The sequence below is a fragment of the Rhodococcus sp. MurmanLake-1 genome, assembly GCF_056945715.1.
This window is the reverse complement of record NZ_JBWZNF010000005.1, coordinates 130,990-143,589: the sequence shown is the minus strand read 5'-3', so window position 1 is coordinate 143,589 and position 12,600 is coordinate 130,990. Positions and strand designations below refer to the sequence as shown.

At 61.5% G+C, this 12,600-nt stretch carries 10 protein-coding genes; 3 read left to right on the top strand and 7 right to left on the bottom strand.

The window, feature by feature from the left end; translation table 11 throughout:
* Window positions 1–6: 6 nt before the first annotated feature.
* On the top strand, window positions 7–1,260 hold the full coding sequence (locus AC2ETI_RS15955) for a pyridoxal phosphate-dependent aminotransferase (protein ID WP_019747413.1): 1,254 nt from the start codon (window positions 7–9) through the stop codon (window positions 1,258–1,260).
* Window positions 1,261–1,748: 488 nt separating this feature from the next.
* Window positions 1,749–3,011, top strand: coding sequence for a YibE/F family protein (locus AC2ETI_RS15950; RefSeq protein ID WP_030535944.1), 1,263 nt, complete (start codon window positions 1,749–1,751; stop codon window positions 3,009–3,011).
* A 9-nt stretch (window positions 3,012–3,020) separates the two neighbouring features.
* On the opposite strand, the gene AC2ETI_RS15945 is transcribed toward AC2ETI_RS15950, so the two are convergent.
* The gene (locus tag AC2ETI_RS15945; RefSeq protein ID WP_483634113.1) at window positions 3,021–4,697 is read right to left on the bottom strand and encodes a DUF7159 family protein; all 1,677 of its coding nucleotides are present in this window, start codon (window positions 4,695–4,697) and stop codon (window positions 3,021–3,023) included.
* 149 nt (window positions 4,698–4,846) lie between these two features.
* On the bottom strand, window positions 4,847–6,166 hold the full coding sequence (locus AC2ETI_RS15940) for a UDP-glucose dehydrogenase family protein (protein WP_080910172.1): 1,320 nt from the start codon (window positions 6,164–6,166) through the stop codon (window positions 4,847–4,849).
* A gap of 108 nt (window positions 6,167–6,274) precedes the next feature.
* On the opposite strand from AC2ETI_RS15940, the gene AC2ETI_RS15935 reads away from it, so the two are divergent.
* Complete coding sequence (locus tag AC2ETI_RS15935; RefSeq protein WP_020906582.1) at window positions 6,275–6,799, top strand: arsenate reductase/protein-tyrosine-phosphatase family protein; 525 nt, start codon at window positions 6,275–6,277, stop codon at window positions 6,797–6,799.
* Here AC2ETI_RS15935 and AC2ETI_RS15930 read toward each other — a convergent pair.
* The 5 genes from AC2ETI_RS15930 to AC2ETI_RS15910 form a co-directional block, all read right to left on the bottom strand.
* Window positions 6,771–8,195: a tyrosine-protein kinase domain-containing protein gene (locus AC2ETI_RS15930; protein ID WP_019747418.1), complete on the bottom strand. Its 1,425-nt coding sequence runs from the start codon at window positions 8,193–8,195 to the stop codon at window positions 6,771–6,773. The genes AC2ETI_RS15935 and AC2ETI_RS15930 overlap by 29 nt on opposite strands.
* Window positions 8,196–8,325: 130 nt before the next feature.
* Window positions 8,326–9,651 (bottom strand): UDP-glucose dehydrogenase family protein, encoded by a 1,326-nt coding sequence (locus AC2ETI_RS15925; protein ID WP_020906581.1) that lies wholly within the window; start codon window positions 9,649–9,651, stop codon window positions 8,326–8,328.
* 53 nt (window positions 9,652–9,704) lie between these two features.
* Window positions 9,705–10,673, bottom strand: coding sequence for a GDP-L-fucose synthase family protein (locus tag AC2ETI_RS15920; RefSeq protein ID WP_029254711.1), 969 nt, complete (start codon window positions 10,671–10,673; stop codon window positions 9,705–9,707).
* The gene (gene gmd, locus AC2ETI_RS15915) at window positions 10,670–11,701 is read right to left on the bottom strand and encodes a GDP-mannose 4,6-dehydratase (RefSeq protein WP_019747421.1); all 1,032 of its coding nucleotides are present in this window, start codon (window positions 11,699–11,701) and stop codon (window positions 10,670–10,672) included. Before gmd ends, AC2ETI_RS15920 begins: the two co-directional genes overlap by 4 nt.
* 97 nt (window positions 11,702–11,798) lie before the next feature.
* Complete coding sequence (locus AC2ETI_RS15910) at window positions 11,799–12,596, bottom strand: WecB/TagA/CpsF family glycosyltransferase (RefSeq protein ID WP_019747422.1); 798 nt, start codon at window positions 12,594–12,596, stop codon at window positions 11,799–11,801.
* Window positions 12,597–12,600 lie beyond the last annotated feature (4 nt).

Sequence of the window (12,600 nt, the reverse complement as noted above, 5' to 3'; positions counted from 1 at the left end):
TAACTCGTGAGCACACCAGAACCCGTCCGCCATCGTCAGCCGCAGCGCGAGCTGGAGCAGTCGTCGAAGCTCCAGAACGTCCTGTACGAAATCCGTGGGCCGGTGCACGCGCATGCCGCCCGGTTGGAGGCGGAAGGACACCGGATCCTCAAGCTCAACATCGGCAACCCGGCACCGTTCGGATTCGATGCTCCCGATGTGATCATGCGCGACATGATCGCCGCCCTGCCCTATGCGCAGGGCTATTCGGAGTCGAAGGGCATTCTGTCGGCGCGGCGCGCAATCGTGACGCGTTACGAGCTGGTTCCCGGCTTCCCCGAGCTCGACGTCGACAACATCTACCTCGGTAACGGTGTTTCCGAGCTGATCACGATGACCATGCAGGCCCTCCTCAACAACGGCGACGAGGTTCTGATCCCAGCGCCGGACTACCCGCTGTGGACTGCGATGACGAGCCTGTCCGGAGGCACGCCCGTCCACTATCTCTGCGACGAGGCCAACGACTGGAATCCCGATATCGCCGATATCGAATCCAAGATCACCGACAAGACCAAGGCTCTCCTCGTCATCAACCCGAACAACCCCACGGGTGCGGTGTACTCCATGGAGGTTCTGCAGCAGTTGGTCGATCTGGCACGCAAGCATCAGCTTCTGCTGCTCGCCGACGAGATCTACGACAAGATCCTCTACGACGACGCAAAGCACATCTCGCTGGCAACGCTTGCCCCGGACCTGCTGTGCCTGACGTTCAACGGCCTCTCGAAGGCCTACCGCGTCGCCGGCTACCGCTCCGGCTGGGTGGCGATCACGGGCCCGAAGGATCACGCCGCCGGCTTCCTCGAGGGACTCGACCTCTTGGCGTCGACCCGCCTGTGCCCCAACGTCCCCGGACAGCACGCCATTCAGGTCGCCCTCGGCGGACACCAGAGCATCGAAGACCTGATCCTGCCCGGCGGCCGCCTGCTCGAGCAGCGCGACGTCGCGTGGGAGCGATTGAACATGATTCCGGGTGTTTCGTGTGTGAAACCCCGCGGCGCGCTCTACGCGTTCCCTCGTCTGGATCCGAACGTCTACGAGATCCACGACGACGAGAAGTTGGTTCAGGACCTGCTTCTCCAGGAGAAGATCCTGATGGTTCAAGGCACCGGATTCAATTGGCCGAACCACGATCACCTTCGGATCGTCACCCTTCCGTGGGCCCGGGATCTCGCCGTGGCCATCGAGCGATTCGGCAACTTCCTCACCAGTTACAAGCAGTGATTTCGGCCGGTCGAATCAGGCAAAATCAGGTAAACAATTCGTTGTACAAATACCCCGTAAACGTAAAAGTGCGGGGTATTTGTGAGACCTTCGTCACAACATTCGCATACCAGGCGGTTTGATTGACACTTTAACTATTTAGTGACCTGCCCTGATGCGAAAACGGTCCAACCGGTACGTGATTCGTCGTGAAATTGGTAGTTGGACAACGCGCCAAACCCGATTGAAATTGGGTACATTGGTTATCAGCACTTCGGTGCCGCGAGCACCTGGTATCCCTCCCCCCCCTGTGGATACCAGGTTGGTGGCGGGGACAACCCCCCCTGTTCCCCGCCACCCAGCTCGACCAATCCCAGTTTCGCCTCTTTCCCGGAAATCATCTGTGCCGACGCTGTCGTCGATCGACACTATCCGCAGAAGCTGACCATTCGCTTCGGAGCCGATAACATTGCACCGGTGCAAATCCCCAGTCCGACACTCAGTTTCCGATGAGTCACGGCCACGGCCACGGTGGCCCCATCCAGATCGGCCCCACCGCATCACGCGTCGTCATAGGCTTGCTCGTCGTCATCGGCATGGTTGTCGTCGCGGCAGCTGTCGCGCTGTGGCCGGACAAGAACACCATTCCCGTCCCGCTCCCCTTTCAGAATGCCGACGGCAGTTCGGTGGAGACCGAGGCGGGCACCGTCACGATGCAGGATCTCGGCGACTGCGGAAGTTCCTCCGCCGGAAGGGTATTCGTCGGTGCACCGCAACCGCCACCCACCTCCGCCTATCAGTGCCAGCGCAGTATCGTCGATATCGAGTCCGGGCCGAATGCCGGAACGAAGACACTCCTCGAGATCATCCCGGGTGCCGGACAACCGGATCTACGGGTCGGTGACCACATTCGCCTGGTGCGTCAGACCGACCCGAACGGAAACACGCAGTACTCCTTCGAAGACTATTCGCGTGGTCTCCCACTGGCGCTGATCGTCATCGCGTTCGCCGTCGTCATCATCGCCGTTGCGCGGTGGCGCGGACTACGCGCACTCGTCGGTCTGGTGATCGCCTTCGGCGTCGTCGTCGGGTTTCTCCTGCCCGCATTGCTCGACGGTAAGCCTGCGATACCGGTTGCACTGGTCGCCGGCGCGGTGATCTTGTACGCGGTTCTCTATCTGGCGCACGGTGTCTCACTCAAGACCAGTTCGGCTTTGCTCGGCACCCTTGCCGCGATGGTGCTCGCTGCCGTTCTCTCCTACCTCTGTATCGAACTGACGCACCTCACCGGGCTGTCCGAAGAGCAGAACACCAATGTGCAGACATACATCGAGCACATCGACATCACGGGCCTGCTGCTGGCGGGCTTCATCATCGGATCGCTCGGTGTTCTCAACGACGTCACCATCACCCAGGCATCTTCGGCGTTCGAGTTGGCCGAACTCGACAAGCACGCACCCCGCCGAAAGGTGTTCAGCGGGGCGATGCGGGTCGGACGCGATCACATCGCCAGCACGGTCTACACCTTGGTTCTCGCGTACGCCGGCGGGGCGTTGCCACTGCTTCTGCTTTTCAGCGTCAGCGGTCGCCCTCTTCAGGACGTCCTGGTCGGTGACGCTGTAGCGATCGAAATCGTACGGTCCGCGGTCGGCGGGATTGCTCTGGCGCTATCTGTTCCGCTCACTACTGCTATCGCCGTGATTCTGGCTCGCCCACCCGGTAGTGCGGTCAAGGCCGGCCCCACGTCAGGCGGCCGACACTCCAAACGCTGAAAGCGAGCCTCAGAGTCCGGGAATCGGTGGGAGAACCGGTAACAGAATCGGCGGAAGCCCCGGAATGTAGATCGCGGGCGGTGGCGGCGCGGGAGCGGGCGCGGGCGGCACGTAAGTGTCCTGCACGACTGGCGGAGCCTCGACGACCGGAGGGGCTTCCTCCGTCGTCGTCGGGGGCGGGGTCGTTGTGGTCGTAGGCGGCGGGGTAGTCGTGGTCGTCGGCGGCGGCGTAGTCACCTCGGTTGCCACAGGTCCGGCATCCTCGGAATCGAAGACCTTTCCTCCGTAGCCCAATCCCAACCCCACGATCACGATCGCCGCGATCACACCGGCGCCGAGGCCCGCGAACCGTAGCGGGTTTCTCGGCTCTTTGGATGTCGATTCGACGGGTTGTGTCCCGGCGAGCCAGGACGGGTGTGCGGTTCCTGCCCCGGGTGCCTCGCCTTCGTACATCGCCGAGTACGCCTGGGCGTCAACCATCACAGCCTCGGTGTCGGCGTCATGTTCTGTACCGAATCCGTCCGTGGCCTGGTCGCTGTCGGCGACCGCGAGATTTGCGGCCGGATCGAATCGTTGCTCGTGTCGGTTCGGTCGCGGCTGAGGCAGTTCCGCCGCGTAAGGGCTCGGCACCTGTTCCTGCGGAACGGACTTCGTGCCGGAAGCGGCTTCGGACAAGGCATTCGGCCGCTCCGATTCCGCGAGCGTTGCCACCCCTCCGTGGCTGAACGCCTGAACCGGAACGGGTACCTCCGCCGGGGTGTGGATCGGATACGGCGCAAAGATCGGCGCTACAGCCGGAACCTGAACCGGGGCAGATACCGCGCGCGCCGATGGCGTCATCGACGACTCCGCGATCAGCGCAGCGCCTTGCGCAGTCACGAGTTCCGGCTGCTCGGGCGCGATGAGGGGGCACTCCAGCCACGCGGCGAGGGTCGCCCGCACGATCGGAATGCGTGCACCGCCACCGATCAGGAGAATCGCGTCGGGGTTACGGCCGGACGTTGCGATGACCTCTCGTATCTCGCGTGCGAAGGCCTCCACCGACGTGACGACCAACGAATCGAAAACTTCCCGCGACAGCAGGAGAAGCCCACCGGGCCCGGGCAGGCACACCGCACTTCGTGAGGACAGCTGTTCCTTCGCGAGTCGGCATCGCGCCTGCAGTTCGGCATCGCCGCCCGGGTCGGCCGGCGTAGCTATACGGCGACGCACGGTCTGATCCGAGTAGACGAGTTCGTCGAAGTGATCTCCGCTGACCCGCGTCGACCGGGCGGTGACGACGGTAGACCGCATCTGCCTGTCCACAATGCTGATCGTCGATCCAGAACTACCGATGTCGACGACGACGAGTGTGCTCTGGTCGGTCAGCGCACCGGACACCTCGAGCATTCGAAGCGTCGCGACTACTTCGGGAACCAGCTCGAAGTTGTCGATGCCTTTCTGTTCGAACGCTGTTTGGAGTGCTCCGGCCTGCGCTTGATCCCGGTAGGCGACGACCGTATTGCTGCCGAGATCGGCATTCTCGGTCAAGGCCACGCCGGTTGCCTCCGCTGCGACTTCCTCCGGAATCTCACGACCGCGATCGACCGCTCTGGATCGGAACACCGGACCACTGTGGTCGGGCGTCCCCGGGCGCGCCAAACGCACAGCGCTGGCTCCCACCGTCACACCCAAAACCAAGTTCATGATCCACCTTCGTCGACCGGCGACGGGTTCCGTCAGCAGACCCCGTCATTCCCCGGCCGGAAGTCTACCCACTGGGCATGGTCTGCGAGGTTCGCGCATCTCACCTAAGGCCTTCTCGCAGCTATTTTTTCGCAACCTGGACGGTCGACCTACCGCCCCAATCCGCGGTAGTTCCAACCGGCGCCGCGCCACAGGTCCGGATCGAGGCAATTTCTGGCGTCAACGATCACCCGCCGACGAACGAGTGGTTCCAAATCGCCGGGCACGAGTGAGGCGAACTCGTCCCATTCCGTGGCGATCAAGACCACATCAGCATTTCTGCAAGCTTCTGACGTGGAGGTTGCATAGTGAAGGGTGGGAAACAGTCGGCGAGAATTGTCCATGGCCTTCGGATCGAAAACGGTGACCGCTGCCCCGTGCAACTGCATCATTCCTGCAACGTTGAGCGCAGGCGAATCACGCACATCGTCGGATTCGGGCTTGAACGCGGCCCCCAGAACCGAGACGTTAGCTCCCAGCAAACTGCCATCGCAGGCTGCCGTCACCAGTTCCACAGCTTTTGTGCGTCGTCGCATGTTGATGCTGTCTACCTCGCGGAGGAAGTACAGAGCCTGGTCGACACCCAATTCCCCGGCGCGTGCCATGAACGCCCGAATGTCCTTCGGCAGGCACCCACCGCCGAACCCCAAGCCCGCATTGAGGAACCGTCTACCGATCCGAGCGTCGTACCCGAGAGCGTCGGCCAACATCGTGACGTCGGCGCCGGTCGCCTCGCACACCTCCGCAATCGCATTGATGAAGGACACCTTGGTCGCGAGAAACGCGTTCGCAGATCCCTTGACCAACTCGGACGTCGCCAGATCGGTCACGAGGAACGGCACCCCCGCGCCCAGTATCTCGGCATACACCTCGCGAAGAACGCCTTCGGCGTTTCCCGGCCGGTCACGATCGATCCCCAGAACCAACCGGTCAGGGCTCAAGGTATCCGCGATCGCGTGTCCTTCACGCAGGAACTCCGGATTCCAGGCCACCTCTACCGAGCCACCCGCCGGCGAATTCGCTCGGAGTCGCTCGCCGAGAGCCGCTGCCGTGCCTACCGGCACCGTCGACTTCCCGACTATCAGCGAAGGCTTTCGCAACAACGGCGCCAACATGTCGATCACCGAATGAACATGACTGAGATCTGCGGCGTACTCCCCCTTCTTCTGGGGCGTCCCCACACCGACAAAATGGATGTCGGCAAAATCCGCGGCATCGGCGTAGGAAGTCGTGAACTGCAGCCGACCCGACGCCAGATTCTTCTCGAGCATGTCGGTCAGACCCGGCTCGAAGAACGGGACCTCCCCACGAGACAACTTGTCGACCTTGGACTGGTCGATGTCGACTCCCAGCACGTCGTGACCAAGTTCGGCCATACACACTGCGTGGGTCGCCCCCAGGTATCCCGTTCCGAACACGGTCATCTTCATGTGTAGTTGGTATGCGTCCGAACTTTCCGAAACGCGTACGCCAGGTGGGCGCGAAACCAACATCGGGCGTACGACGAGTGCGTCGCGCGTGCAACCTATGCTTCTGCCATGCACGTTCTCTTCGTTTGTACGGGAAACATCTGCCGATCACCCACTGGCGAACGCCTTGCACGTGCTTATGCCGCCGAAGCCGGAGTTTCCGGATTCACCGCGTCGAGTGCCGGAACCCGGGCGATGGTCGGACACCCGATCGAGCCGACTGCTGCGAGGGTTCTCGCGGGGCTCGGCGGCGACCCCACGGAGTTTCAAGCCCGACGCATGACAACAGCGCTGGCCTCGGACGCCGACCTCATTCTCACGATGACCGAAAGTCAGCGAGACAAAGTCCTGGCGATGGCTCCGGCGCGCCTCAAGCGCACGTTCACACTTCGAGAAGCCGCACGGTTGGGCTCGCTCGCAGATGCAGCAACTGTCGAGGACCTCGCCGCCGCCAGACCCCGATTTCGTGCCGCCGAACCCGAGGACGTCATGGATCCGATGGGTAAGGAAGAGAACGTGTTTCACGAAATCGGACTTGAGATCGCCGATCTCCTCGGCCCGCTGCTCAGCCGACTTCGCTTCGGTGAGCGCTGAGAGCGGGCACCGCGGTCAACTGCGGTAGCGACTTGTCCGACTCGTAGTAGTAGCTGTACTCGTACGCATTGCGTCCGCGAGACGGCGTCATCGTGATGACAGTGCCCAGGACGTGTGCACCCACACTCTGTAGGTTTCCGACCGCGCGCGCCAGTTGATCGCGCTTCGTGGAGCCGTGTCGGGCGATCACCAGGGCACCGTCCGACATCGCGGCCAGGACCGCGGCATCCGTGACGGGTAGCAACGGCGAGGCGTCGATGATGACGTAGTCGTATCGCGCCCGCAGTTCATCGAGAACATGTTTGGCCGTGTCGGTGCCGAGTAGTTCGCTCGGGTTCGGCGGGATCGGTCCGGAGGCGAGCACTGTCAGCCCGTCGAATTCGGTCGGCTGAAGCACATCGTCCAGCGTCGCTTGACCGGAGAGCACCGAACTGACGCCGACGCTTCCGATCAACCCCAGATACTTCGACACTCGCGGCTTCCGGAGGTCGCCTTCCATCAGGCACACTGATTTACCGGCCTCCGCCAAGACAAGAGCGATGTTCACGGCGGTCGTCGTCTTACCCTCGGAGGGAAGCGAACTCGTGACGACAATGACACGCGGTGGATGATCCACCTCGAGGAACTGAAGGTTGGTGCGCAATTCACGGAAGGCTTCGGCACTCACGGAATTTCCGTCACTGAAAGTGATCGCATGGTTGACTTCGACGACTTTGTCGAACGGGATCGTGCCCACCATTGCCGAACCCGCAATCTCTTCCACCGTTCGACGATCCTTCACCGTGTTGTCGAGTCGATCGCGAATCAACGCAAGCGCGATTCCCGACACCAGTCCCGCCACTGCTCCGAGAGCGAGATTGCGCGAAGTCTTGGGCGAAACGGGAACAGACGGCTCTTGGGCCTGTTGCTCGACGACCACACGTGCAGGCGGCGTTCCGCCGTTCTCGGGTGTCTCCAGTTCCTTTGCCAGTGCGACGAATTCGGACGACAGAGTATTTGCGATCTCTCGCGCGAGCTCCGGTGAAGGATCCTTGACTCCGAGGTCGATCAACACAGTGTCGGGCGCCGACGTCGCAGTGACCTTGGAGGCCAACTCTTCAGCCGACATCCCGCCGACCACCCTCGGTCCCAGTTCGTCGATCGTCCGCTGCGCAAGTGTCCGGCCGGTCAGGAGTTTTGTATAGGACAGAACTCGCTGCTGTGAAAGTTGACTGCCCTGCAGTGCCTCGTTGACCGAGGTACCCGCCGACGTCGAAACGAACAGCCTCGTCGAGGCCTGGTAAACGGGCGTCGAAAGAAGAGAAGCGCAAAGGGCTCCCAGGATTCCGAGCACGGTTACAGCAGCGACTATTCGCCATCTGGCTTGCAATATCTTCAGGTAGTCGACAATTTCCATCTTGATGTCTCCTTCGGCTCACGCATGTCCACTGCGGGTCTGAGCGGTCTTTGCCGGTCAGACCGCGAGGGCGAACCGGGCTTTCTCAATTTCGATATCGATCAGCTGCGACGGACGAAACGTCCTGTGCTCACGGGCGTCCCAGTCCGCGGTAATTCCAACCTGCGCCTCGCCACTCGTCGGGGGAAAGGCAATTGCGCCCGTCGACGATCACCTTCTTGCGAACGACTGCATCGAGATCGGACGGCTGCAACTTCAAAAATTCGGGCCACTCGGTCAACACCAGGACGACATCGGCGCCTTCGCACGCCTCCAACGCATTTGCCGAATAGGTCAACGTCGGGAACAGCGCACGCGAATTGTCCATGGCCTTCGGGTCGTACACGTTCACTGCTGCGCCTTGAAGCTGAATCTGACCCGCGACGTTGAGCGCCGGCGAATCACGAACGTCGTCCGAGTCCGGTTTGAACGCGGCACCCAGAACTGCGACTCTCGCACCGAGAAGCGATCCGCATGCCTCCCGCGCCAGTTCGACCATGCGTGTCCGTCTGCGCATGTTGATGTTGTCGACTTCGCGTAGGAACGTCAGTGCTTGGTCGGCGCCGAGTTCACCGGCGCGAGCCATGAAGGCACGGATGTCCTTGGGTAGGCAACCGCCGCCGAAACCAATTCCCGCGTTGAGGAATCGACGTCCGATCCGAACGTCGTACCCGATCGCGTCGGCGAGCACTGTGACGTCGGCGCCAGCAGCCTCGCACACTTCGGAAATCGCGTTGATGAACGAGATTTTCGTGGCCAGGAATGCATTCGCTGACGCTTTGACCAACTCGGACGTAGCGAGGTCCGTGACGAGAAAGGGAATTCCCTCATCGAGGAGGTCTGCATAAACCTCGCGCGCAGCAGATTCCGCGCGACCGTGTCGACCGCGGTCGACCCCGAGCACCAGACGATCTGGATGCAATGTGTCCTGGACGGCAAACCCCTCGCGCAGAAACTCGGGATTCCATGCGACTTCGACGCCGTCACCAACCGGTGCCAGTTCCCGCGCGCGCTTACCGAGCCGTTCCGCGGTTCCCACCGGCACCGTGGACTTCCCGAAGATGACCGCGGGTTTGGTGAGCAGCGGTGCCAGAGTTTCGATCACGGCATCCACGTAGACCATGTCAGCGGCGAACTCACCCTTCTTCTGCGGCGTACCGACCCCGAGGAAGAACACGTCCGCAAATTCAGCGGCTTCCTCGTAAGACGACGTGAACTTCAGCCTTCCTCGATCGATGTTTCGTCGTAGGACCTCGCCCAAACCTGGCTCGTAGAAAGGAACTTCCCCTGCTGCCAGTTTCTCCAGCTTTGCCGCGTCGACATCCACTCCGAGGACCTCGTGACCGAGTTCGGCCATACACGCCGCGTGTGTCGCGCCCAGGTATCCCGTGCCGAAAACTGCTATGCGAGTGCTCATGTTGCTCGATCTGCTTTCTCGACAGTGTGTGAAGTGTTGATGGGATGGGTAATTCAGGTGCGCACGGCACCGATGTTGTCTCGGTACCACGAGACCGTCGACGCGATTCCTTCGCGCAATCCGATTGTCGGCCGCCATCCGAGTTCACGAATCATGCTCACGTCCAGAAGTTTCTGCATTGTTCCGTCAGGCTTCGAGGTGTCCCACCGCGTCTCGCCGGTGTATCCGACCTCGTCGGCGACCATCGAAGCGATCTCACGAATTGTGTGGTCCTCGCCGGTTCCCACGTTGACGTGCGATGCACCGTCGTAGTTGTCGAGCAGATGCAGACACGCCGACGCCAGATCGTCGACATGCAGAAATTCACGTCGAGGATTGCCACTCCCCCAGTTGACAACCAACGGCACTGCGGATGACTGCGCCTCGTCGTAGCGCCGAACGAGGGCGGGAAGTACATGCGATCCACGCGGCGAGAAATTGTCTCCCGGGCCGTACAGGTTGGTGGGCATCGCCGAGATCCACGATCGACCATGCTGCCGCCTGGCAGCTTGAACATGGAGTATTCCCGCAATCTTTGCTATTGCATAGGCGTCGTTGGTCGGCTCGAGATGCCCGGTGAGCAGGTATTCCTCCTTGATCGGCTGCGGCGCCAATTTCGGGTAGATGCACGATGATCCGAGGAACAGGAGACGCTCGACGCCGTGTGCAAGGGCAGCGTCGAGCACGTTCACCTGGATACGAAGATTCTCCGACAGGAAGTCGACGAGGAACGTGCTGTTCGCCGCAATCCCACCAACTTTTGCTGCTGCAAGGATCACGTTGGTCGGCTTTTCGCGGGCGAAAAAATCGAAAACAGCTTCCCGCTCACGCAGATCGAGTTCGGCGGAGGTCTGTCCGAGCAACCGTGAGAAGCCGGCAGATTCCAGTTTTCGCCACACCGAAGAGCCGACCAAACCTCGGTGTCCAGCCACGTAGAACGGTGCGCCTCGATCGAGTGGTCGCGCTGCGAATGAATCACTCATCGCGTCGCCAACCAGTCGGGAAGTGCCGGAGTGTCGATCCACGGGCGCCCTTCATGTTCGAGCGCTTCGATGTCTGCCTCGACCATGATCCGAGCCAGTTCGGGTGTGTGCACGCCGGCCTTCCAACCGAGTTTGCGCTCGGCATGGCTCGGATCCCCGATCAGTGCGTCCACCTCGGTCGGCCGAAGATACCGTTCGTCGAATCGAACGTGGTTCTCCCAGTTCAGACCTGCGTGTTCGAAAGCGACTGTGAGGAAGTCGCGCACCGAGTAGTTGCCACCGGTGGCCAGCACAAAATCCTCAGGCTCGTCGACCTGCAGCATGCGCCACATTCCCTCGACATACTCCGGCGCGTACCCCCAATCGCGTATCGCATCGAGATTACCCATGTACAGATGATCCTCGATCCCGGCCTTGATACGTGCGACTGCCCGCGTGATCTTGCGCGTCACGAACGTCTCGCCGCGCCTGGGGGACTCGTGATTGAACAGAATTCCGTTCACCGCGAAGATTCCGTACGCCTCACGGTAGTTCTTGGTGATCCAGTACGAGTACACCTTCGCCGCACCGTAGGGCGAGCGTGGATAGAACGGTGTCTCCTCGTTCTGCGGTGGTGGTGTGGCACCGAACATCTCAGAGCTCGACGCCTGGTAGAACCGGCAGTCGAGTCCGGCCATCCGAACCGCCTCCAGTAGTCGGATCGACCCCACACCTGTCGTGTTCCCCGTGTGTTCGGGTTCGTCGAAGCTGACTCTGACGTGAGACTGCGCAGCGAGGTTGTATACCTCGTCCGGTTTGATCTGCGCGAGCAGCGTCACCAGGCGCGCTCCGTCACTGAGGTCACCGTAGTGAAGGAAAAGCCGTGCATCCGCATGGTGGGGGTCCACATAAATGTGGTTGATCCTCGAAGTATTGAACGTCGACGATCGACGGATCAGTCCGTGAACCTCGTAGCCTTTGGAGAGCAGCAACTCGGCGAGGTAAGAGCCGTCCTGTCCCGTGATTCCGGTAATCAGTGCGCGTTTCATCCTGCGTTCCTTCCGTTGCGGGACAGCCCGCCTGATAGTTGCGAAACCACGGTTGTGGTCCGTATTCCTCCGAATCGCCCGGCAGTCTTGATCTCGCTCATGTGCGTCCCCCCGAACGGCCGAGGAACTTTCGAATGTCACGCGATGCCAACCGAACGAATGTCGAGTTACCGAACAGGTAGCGCCGCCACAGACGTTTGGGTTCCGATGCAAGTCGATACAGCCACTCGAAACCCGAGTTCTGGACGAAAGATGGTGCCTCCGAGACAGTTCCGGCCAAGAAGTCGAAGGCCGCGCCGACACCGACGGCCACGTAGTCGGTTCGATCCGCTATCGCCTTCGTGACAAAATCCTGCTTCGGAGCTCCCAAGCCGACCCACACGATGTCCGGGGCCGACGGACCGACCTTCGTGATGATGTCATCGACGAACTCCTTGCTGAACGCGGCAAACGGCGGGGCATAAGTGCCAGCCACCTCGATGCCCGGGTATAACTCCTCGACTCGATCCGTCAAGAGGCTCAACGTCTCTTCTGTCGTGCCGACAAAGTGGTGACGGAGGCCGTAGCGGCGCCCCTTGTCCAGGGTGGCCTCGAAGAACGACGGACCCCGGACTGGTCGAACACCGACGTGATCGGAAGCGGTGCCGCCGATCAGGCGCATCACCCAGTTGACCGGGGTTCCGTCTGCGAAGTTCACACCGGGACCCTTCAAAACCGCGGAGTAGTCGCGATCGCTGTGCGCCGCCGACACGCAGTAGGAATTCGACAACCTCACGGAGACTCCGGTTCCCGCTCCCTCTCGTCTGTCGTTGACTACCCAATCGGTAGCTCCCTCGAGATTGGTCGCGGCAAACGGAATGCCACCCACCTCGATGACCTCGAACGGACTGCTCATCTGT